Source organism: Chloroflexota bacterium, from assembly GCA_016235055.1.
In the GTDB taxonomy this organism is placed as follows: Bacteria; Chloroflexota; Anaerolineae; order JACRMK01; family JACRMK01; genus JACRMK01.
This window is the reverse complement of record JACRMK010000047.1, coordinates 41,111-60,753: the sequence shown is the minus strand read 5'-3', so window position 1 is coordinate 60,753 and position 19,643 is coordinate 41,111. Positions and strand designations below refer to the sequence as shown.

At 65.1% G+C, this 19,643-nt stretch carries 16 protein-coding genes; 3 read left to right on the top strand and 13 right to left on the bottom strand.

Annotated features, from left to right (window positions below; genetic code table 11):
- Positions 1–4: 4 nt before the first annotated feature.
- The 11 genes from HZB53_11540 to HZB53_11490 form a co-directional block, all read right to left on the bottom strand.
- Complete coding sequence (locus HZB53_11540) at positions 5–145, bottom strand: hypothetical protein (protein ID MBI5878273.1); 141 nt, start codon at positions 143–145, stop codon at positions 5–7.
- 35 nt (positions 146–180) lie between these two features.
- Positions 181–912, bottom strand: a complete 732-nt coding sequence (locus HZB53_11535) for a 16S rRNA (uracil(1498)-N(3))-methyltransferase (protein ID MBI5878272.1) — start codon at positions 910–912, stop codon at positions 181–183.
- 50 nt (positions 913–962) lie between these two features.
- Positions 963–1,850, bottom strand: a complete 888-nt coding sequence (locus tag HZB53_11530) for a 50S ribosomal protein L11 methyltransferase (protein MBI5878271.1) — start codon at positions 1,848–1,850, stop codon at positions 963–965.
- A 126-nt stretch (positions 1,851–1,976) separates the two neighbouring features.
- Positions 1,977–3,098: a molecular chaperone DnaJ gene (dnaJ, locus tag HZB53_11525; protein MBI5878270.1), complete on the bottom strand. Its 1,122-nt coding sequence runs from the start codon at positions 3,096–3,098 to the stop codon at positions 1,977–1,979.
- 91 nt (positions 3,099–3,189) lie between these two features.
- Complete coding sequence (dnaK, locus tag HZB53_11520; GenBank protein ID MBI5878269.1) at positions 3,190–5,094, bottom strand: molecular chaperone DnaK; 1,905 nt, start codon at positions 5,092–5,094, stop codon at positions 3,190–3,192.
- 34 nt (positions 5,095–5,128) lie between these two features.
- On the bottom strand, positions 5,129–5,629 hold the full coding sequence (locus tag HZB53_11515; GenBank protein ID MBI5878268.1) for a nucleotide exchange factor GrpE: 501 nt from the start codon (positions 5,627–5,629) through the stop codon (positions 5,129–5,131).
- Between the two features lie 57 nt (positions 5,630–5,686).
- The gene (gene hrcA / locus HZB53_11510) at positions 5,687–6,709 is read right to left on the bottom strand and encodes a heat-inducible transcription repressor HrcA (protein MBI5878267.1); all 1,023 of its coding nucleotides are present in this window, start codon (positions 6,707–6,709) and stop codon (positions 5,687–5,689) included.
- A gap of 141 nt (positions 6,710–6,850) precedes the next feature.
- A complete protein-coding gene (locus tag HZB53_11505; GenBank protein ID MBI5878266.1) occupies positions 6,851–8,287 on the bottom strand; it encodes an undecaprenyl-phosphate glucose phosphotransferase in 1,437 nt (478 codons plus the stop codon).
- On the bottom strand, positions 8,284–9,165 hold the full coding sequence (locus HZB53_11500) for a glycosyltransferase family 2 protein (GenBank protein ID MBI5878265.1): 882 nt from the start codon (positions 9,163–9,165) through the stop codon (positions 8,284–8,286). The genes HZB53_11505 and HZB53_11500 overlap by 4 nt, the downstream gene beginning before the upstream one ends.
- A 308-nt stretch (positions 9,166–9,473) precedes the next feature.
- Positions 9,474–11,894, bottom strand: coding sequence for a GAF domain-containing protein (locus tag HZB53_11495; GenBank protein ID MBI5878264.1), 2,421 nt, complete (start codon positions 11,892–11,894; stop codon positions 9,474–9,476).
- A 16-nt stretch (positions 11,895–11,910) separates the two neighbouring features.
- Complete coding sequence (locus HZB53_11490; protein MBI5878263.1) at positions 11,911–12,996, bottom strand: spermidine/putrescine ABC transporter substrate-binding protein; 1,086 nt, start codon at positions 12,994–12,996, stop codon at positions 11,911–11,913.
- Positions 12,997–13,636: 640 nt separating this feature from the next.
- Here HZB53_11490 and HZB53_11485 point away from each other — a divergent pair.
- A complete protein-coding gene (locus HZB53_11485) occupies positions 13,637–14,443 on the top strand; it encodes a MerR family transcriptional regulator (GenBank protein MBI5878262.1) in 807 nt (268 codons plus the stop codon).
- Positions 14,444–14,516: 73 nt separating this feature from the next.
- On the top strand, positions 14,517–15,587 hold the full coding sequence (locus tag HZB53_11480) for an alpha/beta hydrolase (protein ID MBI5878261.1): 1,071 nt from the start codon (positions 14,517–14,519) through the stop codon (positions 15,585–15,587).
- Positions 15,588–15,648: 61 nt separating this feature from the next.
- On the opposite strand, the gene HZB53_11475 is transcribed toward HZB53_11480, so the two are convergent.
- Positions 15,649–16,620, bottom strand: coding sequence for a glycosyltransferase (locus tag HZB53_11475; GenBank protein ID MBI5878260.1), 972 nt, complete (start codon positions 16,618–16,620; stop codon positions 15,649–15,651).
- A 138-nt stretch (positions 16,621–16,758) separates the two neighbouring features.
- Here HZB53_11475 and HZB53_11470 point away from each other — a divergent pair, with 138 nt between their 5' ends.
- On the top strand, positions 16,759–17,262 hold the full coding sequence (locus HZB53_11470; protein ID MBI5878259.1) for a LysM peptidoglycan-binding domain-containing protein: 504 nt from the start codon (positions 16,759–16,761) through the stop codon (positions 17,260–17,262).
- Between the two features lie 17 nt (positions 17,263–17,279).
- Here HZB53_11470 and HZB53_11465 read toward each other — a convergent pair whose 3' ends face one another.
- Positions 17,280–19,571, bottom strand: coding sequence for a glycosyltransferase family 39 protein (locus HZB53_11465; protein MBI5878258.1), 2,292 nt, complete (start codon positions 19,569–19,571; stop codon positions 17,280–17,282).
- Positions 19,572–19,643 lie beyond the last annotated feature (72 nt).

Sequence of the window (19,643 nt, the reverse complement as noted above, 5' to 3'; positions counted from 1 at the left end):
CTTGTTAGTACGCGTTGTTCGTCACGACGTCCAGATCGTCGCGGCGCTGCGAGCGGTTGAGCGTGCTGTGCCGGTCGGCGTCGCGCGCCTCGGGGTCGTGCGCGATATTAGGCGTGATGATGCGCCAGGCCGAGAAGCGCCGCAACTATTCTCCCGCCGCGTTCAGCGGTCGTACACCCGCTACCCCATCTCGCCGCGCTCGTGCATAATGGCGGCCACCGCCGCCACGCTGGCCGTTTCCGCGCGCAGGATGCGCAGCCCCAGCGAGACCGGCAACGCGCCTGCCTCGCGCGCCAGCGCCACCTCGCGCTCGTCGAAGCCGCCCTCGGGACCGATAAAGAGGCACACGCCTTCGGCCAGCGACTGGCCGGCCAACGCGGCATGCAGGCTTGTCACGCGCTCCACTTCGTGCGCCATCAACATGAGGCCGCCCGCTTGCTTCAGCGCATCCGGCAAGGGCCGCGGCGGTTCGACCGGCGGCACGCAGCCGCGCCCACTCTGCTCGGCCGCTTCCTGCGCGATATGCCGCCAGCGCGCCAGCTTCTGCGCGCTCGCCGCCTCGCTGACACAGCGCGCGCTGATCACCGGCTGAAACGCCGCGACGCCCAACTCGGTGCACTTCTGTATAACCCCCTCGAACTTGTCGGCTTTCAACAGCGCGGGGCAGAGCGTCAGCCGCAGGGCCGGCTCGCCCACCGCCGGGCGCGTCGCGACGATGCGGGCGATCACCGCCGCGCGCGCGACGGCTTCCAGTTGCGCCTCGTGCTCCAACCCGCCGCCGCCCAGCAGAATGATGCGTTCGCCGGGCCGCAGGCGCAGCACCTGCGCGATCTGGTGCGCGGAATCTGCCGGCAGCGCAACCGTATCGCCGACCAGCGTCTCCTCCGGCACAAAGAAACGATGCAGTGTCACGGTTGCTCAGACCGGCCAGCGCCTGCTGCTCACAGTTGACCGTTCACGGTTCACTGTTCACCGCCGCCCGTCCGGCCGACCAGCATCACCCAGTCGCCGTCCTGCATGCGGTCAATCTCCGTGATGCCGACTGCGTCCATCTGCTCTTTGACGCCGTCCACCTGCGGTTCGATCAGCCCGGCAAGAACGATCAGACCGCCATCGCGCAGGCGCGGGCGCGCCAGCGGCAGCAACTCGATGATGACCGGCGCGAGAATGTTCATCAGGAGCATGTCCCACGGTTCAGGCCCGAAGTCGAGATCGCCGAGCGAGCCGGTTTCCAGGCGCAGATGCGCACTCACGCCGTTCAGCGCGCAGTTCTCGCGGGCGACCTTGACCGACAGGCCGTCAATGTCGCACGCGAACATCTCGGCCGCGCCCAGCCGCGCCGCCAGGATCGTCAGAATGCCCGATCCGGTGCCGACGTCGATCATGCGCATGCCCGGGCGCAGGTATCGCTCGATGGCGAGCAGGCAGAGGCGCGTCGAGGGGTGCTGGCCGGTGCCGAACGCCATGCCGGGGTCGAGTTCGATGATCAACTCGCCGGGCTGCGGCGTGTGCTCGCGCCAGGTCGGCTTCAGCACGATCCGCCCGCCGACATGCTGGACCGGATGGAACGCCTTCCACGCGTTCGCCCAGTCGTCTTCCTGCAGGATGCGAAACTCAGCCGGCGGAAACGGGTAGAGCAGCGAGAGGTGCCAGAGCCCCTCCTCGATCTCGCGGCGCTTGTCCGCCAGGTGCTCGTCATCATGCAGGTAGGTGCGCACGAGCACCGCGCGCGAGGCCTGCGACGGCGCTTCCTCGATCACCGCGCCGCCCTGCCCCAGCCGGTTGAACAACTCGCTGATCGCCTCGGCGGCTTCGCCGTCCGTGCGGACGGAAATCTCAAGTAGATCCAAACCGAACTCCCAACTCCCAAACGCCAACTCCCAAAACCCCGACAACGGGAGCAGAAGACGGGGGCACACAAAGAACGGGTGAGCCGTGTCACCCGTTGATCATCATTTCCGCACGCGGGACGCGCGTTACATGCCGAACGCGTCCTTCACCTTGTCGAAAATGCCCTTGCCCGGCTGCTCGATCACTTCCTTGCCGAGCGTCTTGGACAACTGCTTGAACAGCTTGCGCTGCTCCTCGGTCAGGCTCTCCGGCGTCATGATGCGCACGGTCACTAGTTCGTCGCCGCGCCCCTGGCGCCGCAGGAACGGCACGCCCTTGTCGGCCAGCGAGAAGGTGCGGCCGGTCTGCGTGCCGGCCGGGATCTTGAGCGTCACGTCGCCGTCGAGCGTCGGCACGGTGATCTCGTCGCCGAGCGCGGCTTGCGCGATGTTGATACGCACGTCGAGCAGAATGTCATTATCCTGCCGCCGGAAGAACCTGTGCTCCTTGACCTTCAACTGTACGTACAGGTTGCCGGCCGGGCCGCCGTACACGCCCGGCTCGCCCTGTCCCGCCAGCCGGATCTGCGTGCCGTCGTCCACACCGGCCGGGATCTGCACGGTCAGCTTGTGTTCGCGCTGCACGCGCTTGTAGCCGCGGCATTCGTGGCACGGCGTCGCGACGATCTCGCCTTCGCCGTTGCAGCGGTCGCAGGTGCTGACGTTGACGAGCGAGCCGAGGATCGTCTGCTGCATACGGCGCACTTCGCCGGTGCCGTTGCACTGCGGACACCGTTTGGGCGAGGTGCCCGGCTCGGCGCCGCTGCCCTGGCAGACCGGACAGGCGTCCGAGTGCGTGACTTCGATCTCCTTGTCGCAGCCGAAGATCGCTTCCTCGAAGTTCAGTGCCAGCGCGTAGCGCAGATCGGCGCCGCGGCGCGGCGCGCGGCGGTTGGACGCATTTGTGCGCCCGAAGCCGAAGAACTCCTCGAAGATGTCACTGAAGCCGGTGAAGCCCGAGAAGTCCTGCGGGCCGCCGCTCCCGCGCACGCCGGCGTGGCCGTAGCGGTCATAGACCTGCCGCTTCTCGCCGTCATGCAGGACCTCGTACGCCTCGTTGATTTCCTTGAACCTGGTCGTGGCGTCGTCTTCGCGGTTGCGGTCGGGGTGATACTGCATCGCCAGCTTGCGGTAGGCGCGCTTGATCTCCTCACTGCTGGCGTTGCGCGGCACCCCGAGCACATCGTAGTAGTCGCGTTTCTCGTTCATTTAATCGTGGAGTTTACTATACCCATACCAATTGAACAAACACCAAAGCGGGCAGGCGGGGTCAGCCCCGCCTGCCCGCCCCGGCCTGCCGTTAGACTTCGCGATACTGGCCCTCGACGGTGCCATCATCCGGCTTCTTGCCCTCGCCGCCGGCGTCTCCGCCCGGCGTCGGGCCGGCGCCCGGGCCTGGCTGCTGCTGGTGCATCGTCTGGCCGATCGCCTGCCACGCCTGCTGCAGATCTTCCTGCTGGCGCTTGATGCCGTCCACGTCCTTGCCCTTCAGCGCCTCGCGCAGCGCGCCGACCTTCTGCTCCAGTTGGGCTTTGCCGTCGGCCGGGATCTTGTCGCCGCTTTCGCGCACGAACTTCTCGACCTGCCAGGCCAGGTTGTCGGCCGTGTTGCGCGTCTCGATCTCTTCCTTGCGCTTGGCATCCTCGTTGGCGTGCTTGTGCGCTTCCTTCACCATGCGGTCGACCTCGTCCTTGTTGAGGCCGGACGACGCCGTGATGGTGATCTTCTGCTCGCGGCCGGTCGCCTTGTCCAGCGCCGTGACGTGCAGGATGCCGTCGGCGTCGATGTCGAAGGTGACCTCGACCTGCGGCATGCCGCGCGGCGCCGGCGGAATGCCGTCCAGGATGAAGCGGCCGAGCGTCTTGTTGTCCACCGCCAGCGGGCGCTCGCCCTGCACGACGTGGATCTCCACCGACGTCTGGCTGTCCGACGCGGTCGAGAAGATCTGCGATTTCTTGGTGGGGATCGTCGTGTTGCGCTCGATCAACTGCGTCGCCACGCCGCCCAGCGTCTCGATGCCGAGCGTCAGCGGCGTCACGTCGAGCAACAGCACATCCTTGACCTCGCCGCCCAGCACGCCGGCCTGAATCGCCGCGCCGACCGCCACCACCTCGTCGGGATGCACGCTCTGGTTCGGCTCCTTGCCGAAGTACTTCTTGACCGTCTCCTGCACCAGCGGTACGCGCGTCATGCCGCCCACCAGCACGACCTCGTCCACTTCGTTGACGCGCAGCTTGGCATCCTCGAGCGCCTGCCGCACCGGCTGGATCGAGCGATCGACCAGGTCCGACGTCAACTGGTCGAGCTTCGAGCGGGTCAGCGTCATGATCATGTGCTTCGGGCCGCTGGCATCCGCCGTGATGAACGGCAGGTTGATCTCGGTCTGCTGCGCCGACGACAGCTCTTTCTTCGCCGTCTCGGCCGCTTCCTTCAGGCGCTGCAGCGCCATCTTGTCGTTGCGCAGGTCGATGCCCTGCTCCTTGCGGAACTCGTCGATGATCCAGCCCATCACACGCTGGTCGAAGTCGTCGCCGCCGAGGAACGTGTCGCCGTTGGTCGACTTGACCTCGAAGACGCCGTCGCCCAGCTCGAGAATCGAGATATCGAACGTGCCGCCGCCCAGGTCATAGACGGCGATCTTCTCGTCCTTCTTCTTGTCGAGGCCGTAGGACAGCGCCGAGGCCGTCGGCTCGTTGATGATGCGCAGCACTTCCAAGCCGGCGATCTTGCCGGCGTCCTTGGTCGCCTGCCGCTGCGAGTCGTTGAAGTACGCCGGCACGGTGATGACCGCCTGGGTAACTGATTCGCCGAGGTAGGTCTCCGCGTCTTCCTTGAGCTTGCGCAGGATCATCGCCGAGATCTCCTGCGGCGAGTGCTCTTTGCCGCCCATGAGCACGCGGCAGTCGCCGTTGGGCGCTTCGACCACCTTGTACGGCAGCACCTTGAGCGCCTTCTGCACTTCGGCGTCCTTGAACTTGCGGCCCATCAAGCGCTTGATCGAGAAGATGGTGTTCTCGCTGTTGGTGATCGCCTGGCGCTTGGCGACCTGCCCGACCATCCGCTCGCCGCTCTTCGGGTTGACCGCAACGATGGACGGCACCAGATTGGAGCCCTCCGCGCTGGGGATAACCTTCGGCTCGCCGCCTTCCATCACCGCCACCACCGAATTTGTCGTGCCCAGATCGATACCGATAATCTTGCCCATTGTAATCTCCTGTCGAATGATTGCTTTACGTGTCTTATTGCGCGATCTTTACCATGGCCGGGCGCAATACGCGGTCATTGATGCGATAACCTTTGCGGAACTCTTCCAGCACGGTGCCGTGCGGTTGGTCGCTTGGCTCGGCGGCCACGCTCTCGTGCAGGTTCGGGTCGAACATCTGTCCGATCGCCTCAATCGGCGTGACGCCGGCCTGCGCCAGTGCACCCACGGCCTTGCGCTCGATCAACCGGAAGCCCTCCACCCACGGCTGCGACTGCAACTCCGCGGGCACCGCCCTAAGAGCGCGGTCGAGATCGTCCAGCACGGGCAGCAGGTTCTTAATTGCATCGGCGCCGGCCGTGGCGCGCACGTCGGCCCAATCACGCTCGGTGCGCTTGCGATAGTTTGAGAACTCCGCCACGCTGCGCATCCAGCGGTCCTTGTAGTCGGCCGCGTCGGCCCGCGCCTGCTCTGCCGCGTCTGCTTGCTGGCTCTGCGGTCCAGCCGCGGGTGTTTCGACGGTCTGTTCCTGTGACATGCCTTGTTTGTCCTCCACGATCAGATGCGTCCGGTCGCTCGCGCGGCCGGCGGTCTGCTACTTGAATATCCATTCCACCAGTCCATCCATCACGCTGGCGACGTAGCGCACGGTCGAGATGGCGCGGCCGTACGGCATACGCAGCGGCCCCAGCACGCCGACCACGCCGACGGCGGTCTGCGTCATGCCGTAGCGCGCCAGGATCAGGCTGACGTCCTGCATCTCGTTCCAGCGGTCGTTGCCGCCGATGACGATCTGCACGCCGCCCGACGAGGTCGCCTCATCCAGCGCCTGCTCCATCGAATTGCCCGCTTCCAGCGCGTACACCAGGCGCTGCGCGCGCGGGCTTTCGGCAAACTCCGGCTGCTGCAAGATCAGGCTGAGGCCGTCGCGGTAGATGGCCATGCTGCCGCTGTGATCCTGCTGGTACATCATCGTCGCGATGCGATCGAGCACCTGCGCTTCCAGGCCGGACGCCATGCTCATCAGCGTCGATACCTGCACGGCCGATACGCCGGCCAGTTGCGCGGTCAGGCGGGCGGCCAGCGCCGACAATTCATCCTGCATCGGCGCCGGCTGCGGGGCAGCGATCATCTGCTGCTTCACCGTGCCGTCGCGCAGCACCAGCACCGCGAGGATCAGGTTGTCGTTGATCGCCAGCAACTCGATGTGCTTGAACTCCGTCTGCACGCTGCGCGGCGCTGTGACGACGGCCGCCGTGCGGGTCGTATGACTCAGAACTGACGCCGCCAGCTTCATCCACTGCTCGGGGTCCATCTCGGCCTGATGGAACTGGTGCTGGATCATCCGCTTTTCCGTGCTGGACAGGTCGGACTGATCCATCAGCCGCTCGACAAAATAGCGATAGCCCTTGGCAGTCGGCACACGCCCCGCCGACGTGTGCGGGTGCATCAGATAGCCGAGCTCTTCGAGCATCGCCATCTCGTTGCGCACGGTGGCCGAGCTCATGCGCGTCGGCATGCGCAGCGCAATCGCTTCGGAGCCTACAGGCGCCGCGGTCGTAATATAGTGCTGTACAATTTGCGCTAGAATCGCTTCTTGACGAGCGGTGAGTTCCATAGTTCGTCTTTAGCACTCTCGATTTACGAGTGCTAATTCATAGGTAAAATGATACCACGATGCGATTTTGATGTCAATATCTCTAATAAAAATGTAACAAGTCTAGCGACTAGCGACTAGTTGCTAGTGGTTAGTGGCTGGTTACTCGGACTGGCCGGAGAGGGCCACCCAGATGGTGCGGAGGATGATCTTGATGTCGAACAGCAATGACCAGTTTTCGATGTAGTACAGGTCGTATTTGGTGCGTTCGACAATCGAGGTGTCGCCGCGCAGGCCGTTGACCTGCGCCCAGCCGGTGATGCCGGCCTTTTCCTGATGGCGCTCCATGTAGCGCGGTACGAGGCGGCGGAACTGCTCGACAAAAACCGGGCGCTCCGGGCGCGGCCCCACGATGCTCATATCGCCCAGCAGGACATTGATGAACTGCGGCATTTCGTCCACGTGAAAGCGGCGCAGGAAGACGCCCAGGCGCGTCTTACGCGGGTCATTCTTTACCGTCCAGCCGGGGCCGCTCATTTCCGCGTCGGTGCGCATCGTGCGAAACTTGAGGATGGCGAACGGGCGGGCATCGAGTCCCATGCGCACCTGAGTGTAGAACACCGATCCGGGCGAATCCAGCTTGATGAGGATGGCCGTCACGAGCAGGACTGGCGACGAGAGGATGAGTATGCTTGCTGAAATCACGACGTCGAGCGCGCGTTTGAGCGTCAGGCGCCAGCCGCGCAGCGCCACGTCGCGCACGGTCACCATCGGCAGGCCGCTCAGATCGCCGATGCCGACCGGTGACGAGATGATCTGGAAGATGTCCGGGAAGATCTTGATGCCGACCTGGTCGCGCTGCGCGTTGGAGATGATGTTCAGGATCTTCTGGTGCGGCGCGTCGGGCATGCCGACGAACACCTCGCCCACCTGGTGCTGGTCGATCAACTCGCCCAGTTGGGCCGTCGGGCCGAGCCACGGCACGCCCATATCGCCATCGCAGGGACGGTCGTCCACCACGCCGACCAGCCGGTAGCCGAGCCCGGGCGACTTCTTGATGGTGCTGACGATCATCTGCCCGGCCTCGCCCGCCCCGACGACGATCACCTTGGTTGCCCCGAAGCCACTGGTCTGCAGCGCCCACTGCAGGCGCGCGTGAACTATGCGCCCGGTGGCGACCAGCGCGAATGACAGTCCCCAGGCATACACGATCATCAGGCGCGGGTAATCGAAGTCGCTCTTGAAGGCGAACGAGATAATGGCCGTGGAGATCGTGGTGCCCACCGACACGGCGGCGAAGATCGCGGCCACCTCGTCGAGATGGCTGGTGCTGCGTTTGCGGTGGTATAGCTTGTAGAAGAAGAACATGCCGATGATGCACAACTCCTGCACCAGTAGCATCGGCAGGTAGAAGCGAAACGACTGGATATTCTGCGGGCGCGGGTACTCGGTGCCGATGCGCCAGCGATGCGCCAGGTAGAACGCGAGTGCGATCAGCACGGCATCCAGCACCACCATGGCCGCGGACGAGAAGAAGATCGGCCGGCGGCGCGACACGCTGACGAGTGGATGCTGGGCCGGTGCGGCGCCGGCGCTCACGCGGGCTGCCTCGCGCGCATCCGCACCAGCAGGCCGCGCAGCGTGATGCCGCCGACGACGAGCCGGTCGAGCCAGAACGGCGTGGTGGCAGCGTAGTGCTTGCGGTAGAACTGCAGCATGGTGTCGTTGAACGCCTGCTGGGCGCGCACGCTGCCGGTGCTCGCCGCGCGTTTGACGTGCAGCACGTGCACGTGCGACGCATACCAGACCTGCCACGGCCGCCCCGTGCGCGGGTTGGCCGCTTCCTTGATGCGCTTGCACCAGTCGAGGTCTTCGGCATACATGAAGAACTGCTCGTCGAGCAGGCCGACCTGCGACAGGATCTCGCCGCGCACCAGCATGAACGCCCCGACGACCGAATCCACCTCGGCCGTCTGCTCGGCGCTGAGGAAGGTCATGTTATAGCGCCCGAAGCGCGGCGAGCGCGGAAAGAGCCGGCTCAGGCCAGCCATGCGGTAGAATGAAACTTCGGGCGTAGGGAAACTGCGGCGGCAGGCCATGTCGAGCGAGCCGTCCGGCCGCACGAGCCGGGGCCCGACGACGCCAGCATCAGGATGCGCCGCAAAGAACTCAAGCGTCCGGGCCAGTGCATCCGGCGGCAGGACGGTATCAGGGTTCAGCAGCAGCACAAAATCCGCGCGGCACTGGCGCAGCGCGAGATTGTTGGCGTAGGCGTAGCCGCGGTTGTCGGCGTTGGCAATCAGCCGGACGCTCGGGAACTCGGCGCGCACCATCGCCGCGCTGCCGTCGGACGAGGCGTTGTCAACGACCCAGACTTCCGGCACCGCGATGGCCTGCGAGGCCAAGACGGAGCGGAGGCAGTCGCGCAGAAGTTCGCAGGTGTTGAAGTTGACAATAACTATCGACAGGCTCGCCACGCGGCTATTGTAGCACACTGCCAAAGGCCGACAAAGCGCGTGATGCGCGTCCATTCCAGTGGCATACCGACGAACTGTCGGAACTCTGCAGTCCGTCATGCCGGCGTGTAGTAAGCCGGCATCCACCGTCCCCATAACCAGCGCCATCTTTTTGAGTGGATTCCGGCCAAAAAACGTGCCGGAATGACGTGCTGGCATTCCGTACGATCCCTACACTTTTGCGGTATACCCTGTGCAGAAGAGTTGTGCGTACCCTTACATGGTACAGGATGTAGAGACAGGTCGCCGGTTTGTCCGCATGCCAGTCGCTACGCTTGCGCTGCGGCGGCCGGCGTTGCCAGCGTGAAGCAGAACGTCGCGCCTCTGCCCTGGCCCTCCGATTCCACCCAGATGCGCCCGCCGTGCACCTCGACGATGCGCTTCACCAACGCCAGCCCGACGCCCGTGCCTTCGCTGTGCGCATCGAGCTTGTCGAACAGGCCGAATACGCGCGCATGGTACTGCGGCTCGATGCCGATGCCGTTGTCCTTGACATAGAACACCGGCCCGCCGGCGCTGCCGGTCCGCACGCCGATCTCCACGCGCGGCGCGGGCTGGTCGCCCATGAACTTCGCCGCGTTGTCCACCAGGTTCTGCACGACCTCCACGAGCCGCACGTGATCGCCGTACACCGCCGGCAAACCCGGCGCGATGACCACCGTCACGCCGCGCGCCTCCAGCCGCCCGCCCGCCAGGCCGACCGCCTCGCGCGCCACCATTTCAAAGGGCACGTCTTCGGGTGCGTTCATCTTGCGGCCAATGCGCGAGAGCTCCAGCAACTCGTCGAGCAGCCGCTGCATCTTGCCCGTGGCGTCGGTGATGCGCTGCATGTCCTGCTGCAGGCGATCCCACTGGCCGGCGCGCGCGTCTTGCTCCACATATCCGAGGAAGCCGCGCATGGTGATCAACGGGCTTTTGAGATCGTGCGAGACGGTGTAGGTGAAGCGCTCCAGCTCGGTGTTGCGCTCCTCCAGCTTCTCGATCAGCGTTTCGCGTTCGGCGGCGGCAAGCTGCCGCGCGGCCAGTTCGGCGGCCAGCGCGTCGAACAGGCGCGCGCTCTCAATCGCGATGGCGGTTTGATTCGCGACACCCTCGAGCCATTCGATGTGCGCGGCGGTGTACACGCCGGCCGTGTAGGATTGGACGGACATGACGCCGATGATGCCGCTTTCCGCGACTAGCGGCACGGTGACCAGCGCCGCTGAATGCCGGGTCGGATCGCCAAACGAGTGCGGCGGCAACTGCGCCATATCGTCCGGCGAGAGATTGATCAATAACGGTTTCCCCGATGCCTGCACGCGCGCCATCAGCGGCATCTGCGCCAGCGGCGCGCGCGTGCCTTCGTAACGCACGCCGCTGTCATAAGTTGCCGGGAACGACATCTCGCGCCCGTCGGATGAAAACAGGCCGACGACAAACACGTCCAGCGGCATGAGGCGCCTGACGCGAGCGTGAATCGTGTCCAGCACATCGTCCAGGCGGCGCGTCGTGGACACCGAGCGGCTGATCTCATTGAATATTGTCAACCGCTCGACGCTGGCGCGCGCCTCCGTCGTGCGCTCGGCGACTTTGTGCTCCAGTTCATCTTTCGCATGCTGCAGCTGCTGATTGCCTTCGCGCACACGGCGCGCCATTTCGTTAAACGCCTCGGCGACCTGCCCGATCTCGTCGCGGCGCATGACGGTGATGCGATGATCGAAGTGGCCGCGCCCGATCAATTCGGCGCCGTCGCGCAGCGCCTCGATCGGGCGGAAGACGCCCCATTCCAGGTACCGCCGACCGATCAGTATGACGCCCAGCGCGAACAGGAGCATACCGCCGCCCAGCGTGAGCAGCGCGGTCCAGCTCGCCGCCTTGGCCTCCACTTGCGACAATTCGGTGATGATGATCCAATCCGATCCGACCACCGGAGCCGATACCGCAAACACCGCCGCGCCCTCAAGATTCGTGTACTGGCCGCTCCAGGCATGATTGCGCGTTTGCATGATGGCCGTGAACTCGGGTCGCGCCTGGATCGTCGTATGGGCCAGCACGAAGCGCGGGCGTGTGTGCGCTATGATCAGCCCGTCGCGGTTGACCACATACGCGCTTCCAGTGTCGCCGAAGGTGAGATGCGCGACGATATCCCATAGGAGCTGCATGCGCACCCGCGCCGCCACAATTTCATGCTCCGGCAGCGGTAGGGCGAGGATGAGGTACGGTTCATTGAGCGAGGAGATCTGCACGTCACCGATGTACGGTTCCCCCGCGCGGGCCAGCCTGAACCAGTTGGATTGCCGGATGGTATACAAGTTGGCCAGCAGCGGCTCGTCACGGTATGCGCCGGCATAAACCTGCCCGCTGGTGTCGATGCGGATCAATTCCAACAGGCCTGAATCCCGGGTCAGCAGTCGCTGCGCGATCTGTGGATCATCTTCCAGATCGGAACGCTTGATGATGCCGAGGGTGCGCATGGTATCGGCGATGCCGTCGAGGAACAGCGCGACGCGAATCGCGGCGTTGTTCGCGGCCTCACCCTGCCGGTCGCGCCACGCCTCGTCCTCGGTGCGCGAGACAAATGCGGAAACGCCCAGCGTGACAACCAGCACGGTCACCAGGAAGATGATGCCGAGCAGCCCCATCAACCGGGCGCGCAATGTCTGCCAGAAGCGCCAATCGATTGCGCGCGGCAGCCGACCGGTTCGGGACAAGCGAGTCATCGGCAAGCTAGCGGCCGCCCGCAAGGAAGCGCGCCCAGATATCGTCGTGCAGTGCCTGGCCTTCCGGGCTGAGCGGCATGATGATTTCCGCTCTCTTCAGCAAGTCGCTTGGCGGGAATACAGCCGGGTCGTTGCGGATCTCGGGAGCGATATAGGGGATCGCCGCATCGTTCGGCATCGGATAGAAGTTGGCGTTGATGATCTGGGCGCTGATCTCGGGCCGCAACAGGAAGTTAAGGAACAGTTCGGCCGTGGTTTGGTTCTTGCTCGCGGCTGGGATGACGAAATTGTCCCCCCACATGGCCGTGCCTTCCGACGGCATGACATAGGTGATCGCAGTGTTCAACTTGCGCCCCTGGAGTGCGTCTGTCGCATAGCCCATTGCGATGATCAGCCGACCATCGGCCAGTAGCCGCGCCGACGTGGAGGGGTCAAAGTCGTCGATGAAGATGCAGTGCGGTTTGAGTGCCAGCAGTCGCCGCAGGACCGCGTCCAGTTCGTCCGGATCCTCCGAGTTGGCCGAGTAGCCCAGCGATTTGAGCGTCATGCTCATCACGTCGCGTTGCTGTCCCCGCCAGATGCCGACGGCCCCGGCATAGCGCGGGTCCCACAGGTCGGACCAGCGGCTGACCGGCGACGCGACCAGGTCGCTGCGCACCACCAGACCGGTGGTGCCCCAGTTGAATGGCACGCTGTGGGCGTTCTTCGGGTCATACGACAGATCGCGGAAGTTGGCCGAGACGTTCTTGAAATTGGCGATGTTGCGGTAGTCGAGCTTCGCCAGCCAGCCGCCGTCGATCAATAACGGCACCAGGCGCGCTTCCATCACGACGACATCGAGCACCATGCCCGACTTGATCGCGTCAACGGCGGCTTCGCTGGATTCATAGGTCAGGTATTTGACCGGCACGCCATACTCCGCCGTGAAGGCATCCAGCACGGACCGGGGCATGTCACTATCCCAGTCGTAGAACATCAGCTCGTGCGCCCACGATGGGACCGGATTCGGCGTCGGCACAGCGGCGCCGCACGATGCCAGCACGCTCACCATGCAGGCCACAAGCATCAACTTAAGGGCGTGGTCAGGCGGCATGCCTTCTCCTTGGTGACGCACAGTTGACGGTATCGGCGTGCACTACTGGGCACCGGTAGAGGGGCGATCTTCAATGGAGCAAAGCCCTGATAAAGGCAAGGTTGCGGATTCCGTCTTCTTGCATAGTGCGCCGAATCATCAGTAGAGGACCAGTCGAGCCACGGAGCATGAGGCTATTCACGCGAATCAAGGCTGCGCATCGGATGCCCGGCGGTCCAAACTATGTTAGCGAGGCAAACTTCCAGCCCGCCGAACCGACAGATGGTGCTTATTCCGTTATTATAGTGCCATCTGCTTACGGATCACATTATGAGGCCGGTGTGCAGGCATGCCAACGCACTGGCGGAACTCACAAGTCCGTCATACCGGCAATAGCCTGTGCCATGCGGCAAGGGTTTCCCATGAATGGACAACTTCGTTGGGAGGGGGTCGGGGGGAGGGCAACGCCGCTTTCTTGTCGAGCCAGCTTGCGTGACAAGCACCAGGGGGGCCAGTTCATAGCAAGCCGGCATTGGAAAGTACCCGTCCAAAGCCAAAATGAGAATTGCTGGATCTCGACTCACCCCCTTGACTCTCCGGTCGCTGGAGGGTGTATCATGTGCATGTATGAGCACGAATAGCCGGGGAAAGAGGTGCGACGATGCTCAAGATAGGCGACTTCTCCAAACTCAGCCGGGTGTCGGTGAAAACGTTGCGCTACTACGACGAGATCGGACTGCTGAGGCCGCTGCAATCCGATCGCTTCAGCGGCTACCGCTACTACGCCGTGGAGCAGTTACGCCGGCTCAACCGTATTCTGGCGTTGAAGGACCTGGGCTTCGCGCTGGAGCAAATCGCCGGCTTGCTGGACAAGGACGGTTCCGCCAGCGAGTTGTACCGCTTGCTGCAAGCAAAGCGGGCTGAGCTTCAAGCCCAAATCGACGAACAGCAGTCGCGCCTTGTGCGCATCGAGACGCGACTCAGACAAATCGAACAGGAGACTGCGATGCCAACCTACGATGTGGTCGTAAAAACAATCGAACCGCAAACTGTTGTCTACGTCCACGACACGATACCGACGTACGCCGATCTGGGCCAGTTGTTCGGCCGGGTGTTTGCCCAGTTGGGCCGGTTGGAGCTCAAGCCCGTCGGTGCGCCGGTTGCGCTCTACTATGACGCCGAATACCGCGATCATGATGTGGACGTGGAGCTGGATATCCCCGTGAACGCCACAAGCGCCGCCCACGAGACCGCCATCCGGCAGCTACCCGGCGGCTTAATGGCGTGTCTGTTGCACTCCGGTAGCTATGACGCCATTGGCTCCGCATACACGGCGCTCATGAACTGGATCGAGAGCAACGGCTACCGAACCGTCGGGCCAAGCCGCGAGGTGTACCTGCGCGGGCCCGAGTCCGGCGATGCCAGCGCCTACCTGACCGAGGTACAGCTCCCCGTGGAGAAAGCCTAGCGAGCGGCGGTCATGCGTCCGGCCCTGCGGTTCGGCCGCGGGCCCCACGGGAAGCACGATACGGAGGCCGTCCATGAGGAGATCGGTAAAGCTCATATTCGCCGGTGGCGCGGTGCTGCTCCTGGCCACCCTGATTATCTTGGGGTATGCCTGGTACAGCATGGGGAAGCCGCTCTATGAGCCGGGCATGGTGCGCGCTGGCGGCCGCCTGCGCGGACCACTGGCGCCGCCGGCACAATCCGGCGACGCGGCGTATTGGACGGTCGAGCCAGATATTCAGTTGTTCCACTTTGCCGAAGGGCGGGGGCGCAATGTCCTCGTCATTCACGGCGGGCCCGGCTATCCGTTCACCCGGCCCTGGCCTGCCCTGGCGTCGCTGACGGACCGCTACCGGTTCCACTACTACGATCAGCGCGGGTGCGGCCAATCGACGCGACCCATCGACCGTTTCGCGTCATCCAATTACTACGCGAACATGCTCGCCCTGGACAGGCCGCTCGGCCTCGGCGCGCAAGTGGCTGACATCGAGCGCATACGCCGGATTCTGGGTGATGAGCGATTGGTAGTCATCGGACATTCCTGGGGCGGGTTGCTCGCGTCCCTCTATGCGGCAGAATTCCCGGAGCGCGTTGATGCATTGGTGCTGGTTGCGCCGGCCAACGTGCTCGTGATGCCGGCGGCCGACGGCGGGCTCTTTGCGGCAATTGAGCGGCGCCTGCCGCCGGCGATGCAAGCCGAGTACGCCGCCTTCCTGAAGAGATACCTTGACTTTCAACAGATCTTCTCGAAGTCAGAAAGCGATCTGATCAGTCTGAACGACGAGTTGTCCAGATACTACACGGCAGCCACCAACGCCCCAATCCCGGCCCACGGGAGTGCGGGCGGGTGGATGGTGCAAGCCATGTACCTCAGCATGGGTCAGAGCCATGACTACCGCGCTGCCATGCAGAGCGTGAGCGCCCCGGTGCTCATCATCCACGGGGCGAACGACATGCAGACCGAACTGGCGAGCCGCACGTACGCCGATGCGCTCTCCAACGTGACCTTCCGCATCATTCCCCAGGCGGGTCATTTTTCTTTCGACGAACAGCCGGAGGCGTTTGCGACGCTCATCGGCGAATTCCTTGCCGGGCAGCAGCGATAGCTTCGATTGCGGGATGGACTGTGCAGGTCGGACAGCGGGCGGGCCGGCGCGTCGGTCCGGGTCATGTGCGCCCGGACTGGCGCGTCAGACGCCACCAGACGCCAACGGGGTAGCCGATCATTTTCGCCAGGTCTCCGACGACGCGAATGACCGGCACCATGACGAGGGCGTACAGCCGCGCACCGGGGCCAAGCCGGCCGAGGTGTGGCGCGAGGCGGCGATACGGCGCGCGCGTGTAGGCGGCCACGCCGAGCGCCAGCGCCAACCACCACCACGGCGACGCCAGCACGGCCAGCACGACCAGCGCCGGCGCAGCTACCAGATAAGTCGCGTAGCGGATGGCGTGCCGCTTGCGCCACAAATCGGCCTTGCCATCGCCGCGCGCGTAGAGGTAGTACTGCTTGAAGAACGAGCGCAGGTTGCCGCGCGGACGGAAATGGGCTACCGCCTGCGGCGCGAAGCCAAATTCGTAGCGCGCACGCAAGCCGAGATCGAAGATCAAGTCCTCGCAATAATCGAGCCACTCCGGGTAGCCGCCAACCGCCGACCAGGCCTCCTTCGTGAAGGCGATCGAGCGCGAAGACGGCAGGAACGTGCGCGGATCGACATCGGCGAACGCGGGCAGCACCGTGGCGCTCATCGCCGTCTCGAACGCGTTGCGCGGATCCGGCTGGAAGAACCCACCGACGACCGCCGGCGGGTTCGGCGCGTCAAACGGTTCGAGCAACTCCGCCAGCCAGACCGGATCGAGGCGCACGCCGGCATCGGTCGAAGCGATGACCGGGCCGCTCGCCGCGCCGATGGCGGCGTTGCGCCCCTGCGAGATATTGGCGCCCGGCACGGTGAGCACGCGCACCGCGAACGGCTGTTGCGCGCCCCACGCTTCGATGCGGCGCACGGTGTCGTCGCGCGATCCGCCATCGACCAGCACCACCTCGTCGGGCGGGCGGGTCTGGGCGCCGATCGAATCGAGCAGGCGGCCGATCGACTCGGCCTCGTTCAATACGGTGGCAATCAGGGATACGGTGGGCATGGCCGGCCAGTCCTCACAGGTTTTCAAAACCAGCGAGGGCGTGAGGGAGAACTTGATGCCGCGTTGCAATCATGACGCGGGTCGCGCCGCAAAAAAACCTATTTGACGGCGCGCCCCATAGAATCATATAATCTCAGCATGTCGCGCGCACGCGTTGTCAGCATTATCGTCGTTCTGGTCCTGGCGAACTATCTGGTCTTCAGCAATCTCGCGGTCCTGCTGTTTCAGGCGGGCGGCGAGGCCGCGACGCGGCTGGAAAATGCGCGTCAGCCGCGCATCACGCTGACGCCCACGCCGACGACTGCCGGCGCGCAGCCGTCGGGCACGCCCGCACCACCCGACACGCCGACACCGCAGCCAACCATGACGGCGACGCCCACCCGCGTGGTCAGCCCGACGCCGGCCGTGACCGCAACACCGGCGCCGTCCCCGACTGTCAACAAGGCCGCCATCCCGATCTACACACCGGGCACACCGCTCAAGTACCCGTTCCGCTACACGGTCAAGCAGGGCGATACACTGTCCGGCCTGGCCGCGCGCTTCAGCGTCCCGGCCGCCAAAATCCTGGCCGCGAACGGCATCGCCAACGCCGACCTGATCAGGATCGGACAGGAACTAATTATACCCGACCCGGCGAACTAGCAACTAGTCGCTAGCCGCTAGTCGCTAGTTCGCACGTCCACGCGGGCGATGACTCGTCCGTCCACCAACAACTCGTATGCGCCGGCCGGCAGGTCCGCCGGCACCGGCACCAACTGGTCATCCCGCACCACCTCGCCCTCGCGCCACTGCCACACCGGATAGAGACCGTCGGTCGGCGTCGTCTGCTTCCGCGCACTGCCCAGTTGCCAGCGATACTCGCCATTGCCCTGCATGCCGCCCGGCTTGCGCCAGTACAGCGACAGCCGCAGCCGCGCGCCTCGCGGCACGCTCGCCACACGCTGCCCTTCCGCGCCCACCAGATCGAGATGGTAGCCTATCAGGATCAGTCCGTTGGCGCGCGCGCCACCCTCCAACGGCACCAGCCCCGGTATCGCGCGCGCCGACAGCGTCGCTTCGACACGCAGCGACGGCAGCAGCAGGCGATCGTCGCCGTTTGACAGGCGCAGGCGCCGGCCGGATTCCGGGTCGTACAGTCCAATTTCGATCGGGTAGGCCAGCGGCGCCGTGCCCGGCGGAATGAACAGGCCGTACGGATCGGCGATTGTCTCGCCGGCGACCCAACTTGTCGTCGGGCGCGAGCCGCCCACCGGCTCCGAGTCGCGCTGGGCGACGACGAAGCCGCGCGGATCGAGCAGGTGTACAAAGACTTTGTAGCGCGCGCCGACCGCTTGCTCGGCCGTCCAGAACAGGGTCAGCGGCATGATCTCGCCCGCGGCCACGGGTCCGTCCGGCTGGCTGGCGCCGCGCAACGTGATGCGGTCGCCCCAGCGAAGGTTAAGCATACGCGATGGCGCGCTGGCGGTCGCCACGGCCGCATACAGGGCGAGGCGCACGTTGCCGTACCACGCCTCGCTGGCCTTGTAGGCATGGGCATCGAGCCACGCTTCGACCAGTCGCTGCGGGTCGCTCTCGTCGGTCGCCCAGAAAACGACAAACAGCCGCCCATGCCTGGCCGTGATCGCCGCCAGTTCGGTCTCGGTGGCAGCGCGGTCGGCCGGGCGCTGGCGCGGCAGCGGGTAGACCGGCAAGCTGTCGCGATAGTAGTAGCCAAAGATCTCCTGCTGGCCCGGCGCATCCAGAATGACCGCATCGCCGTTGCGGCCCAGCGCATCGATCAATCCCGCCAGCGAGCGGTAATCGTCGCGCGCGTACTGCGGATCGGTAAAGTAGCTCTGCAATGACAGCGCCGACCAGAACGCGACCGCACCGAGGAAGGCTGCGGCGCTGACGCCGCGCACGACCACGGCAAACCGGTTCCGTCCTGCCGCGCCGCGCCCGATGTTTACGACGCCGTTGGCCGCCAGCAAGACGAACGGCGGCGACGCGATCAGCATGAACTTCAGAAACGCGTCTTTGAAGAGCGCCAGCGTGAACATGAGCGCGACCGGCGCGAGCAGGTAGAGCACGACGACGAACGTCGGCGACGCCGCCCAGCGGGCGGCCCGCGTGCTGCCCGCCGCGCCGCGCACATAAAGGCCGGCCAGCGCCAGCAGGCCGCAGAGCGCCAGCGCCAGCCCGGCATCGCGTGGCGCGCTGAGACCAAGCGCCAGCAGCCGCCAGAGCACCAGCGGCGCATCGGTCGCCGTGAACGTCTGCGCGCCCGCCGGCCAGGTCGTGACCTGGTGCAGGGCGACTGGCAGCCATGGCGCAAATGCCAGCAGCACGACTCCTTGTGCGACCAGCCACACGGCGAGTTGCCGCGTGACCCGACCGACCGCCAGCCAGCGTGCAACTACGATCACGTTGCAGACGGCGATCACGACGGGGAAGAAGTAGTGCGTGTAGAGGCCGAGCACGGCCGCGACGGCATACACCAGCAGACCCAGCCGCCGCGTGCGCGCGTCATCATCGAGCCACCAGAGCGACGCCAGCACGCACAGCGCGCCCAGCACGGCCATCAGCATATACATGCGCGCTTCCTGCGCGTAGTACACCTGGAACGGGTTCACAGCCGCCAGGAACGCCGCTACGAACGCGGCCGGCTCGCCATACAGCCGCCGCCCGAGCGCGTAGCACAGCGCGACGAGCGCGACGCCGAGCAGCGCCGACAGCCCGCGCACGGCGGCCTCGCTTGTGCCGAACGGCAGCACCCAGAAGTGCAGCGCGATATAATAGAGCGGCGGATGGATGTCGCGCGCGGCGTTGCCGGCGATCGCCGGGATGTCGCGCAGCGACTGCGCGACGCTGGAGCCCTCGTCCGACCAGAGGCTCTGCGCGTCGATGCGGTAGAAGCGCAGCCCGGCCGCCAGCGCCAGCAGCGCGATCAGAATGAGCGTTGCTCGTTTCATCCCAGACATAGGCTCAAGTATAATCGGGCGCGTCAAGTGCGCCTATCGGCGCGGCCATCCTGGAGGAGAATC

What these genes read in the sequence shown, in the direction of transcription:
- dnaJ (MBI5878270.1), bottom strand. Translation starts at nt 3,098, where the DNA reads ATGAACGAGAAACGCGACTACTACGATGTGCTCGGGGTGCCGCGCAAC.
- dnaK (MBI5878269.1), bottom strand. Translation starts at nt 5,094, where the DNA reads ATGGGCAAGATTATCGGTATCGATCTGGGCACGACAAATTCGGTGGTG.
- HZB53_11515 (MBI5878268.1), bottom strand. Translation starts at nt 5,629, where the DNA reads ATGTCACAGGAACAGACCGTCGAAACACCCGCGGCTGGACCGCAGAGC.
- hrcA (MBI5878267.1), bottom strand. Translation starts at nt 6,709, where the DNA reads ATGGAACTCACCGCTCGTCAAGAAGCGATTCTAGCGCAAATTGTACAG.
- HZB53_11490 (MBI5878263.1), bottom strand. Translation starts at nt 12,996, where the DNA reads ATGCCGCCTGACCACGCCCTTAAGTTGATGCTTGTGGCCTGCATGGTG.
- HZB53_11485 (MBI5878262.1), top strand. Translation starts at nt 13,637, where the DNA reads ATGCTCAAGATAGGCGACTTCTCCAAACTCAGCCGGGTGTCGGTGAAA.
- HZB53_11480 (MBI5878261.1), top strand. Translation starts at nt 14,517, where the DNA reads ATGAGGAGATCGGTAAAGCTCATATTCGCCGGTGGCGCGGTGCTGCTC.
- HZB53_11475 (MBI5878260.1), bottom strand. Translation starts at nt 16,620, where the DNA reads ATGCCCACCGTATCCCTGATTGCCACCGTATTGAACGAGGCCGAGTCG.
- HZB53_11470 (MBI5878259.1), top strand. Translation starts at nt 16,759, where the DNA reads ATGTCGCGCGCACGCGTTGTCAGCATTATCGTCGTTCTGGTCCTGGCG.
- HZB53_11465 (MBI5878258.1), bottom strand. Translation starts at nt 19,571, where the DNA reads ATGAAACGAGCAACGCTCATTCTGATCGCGCTGCTGGCGCTGGCGGCC.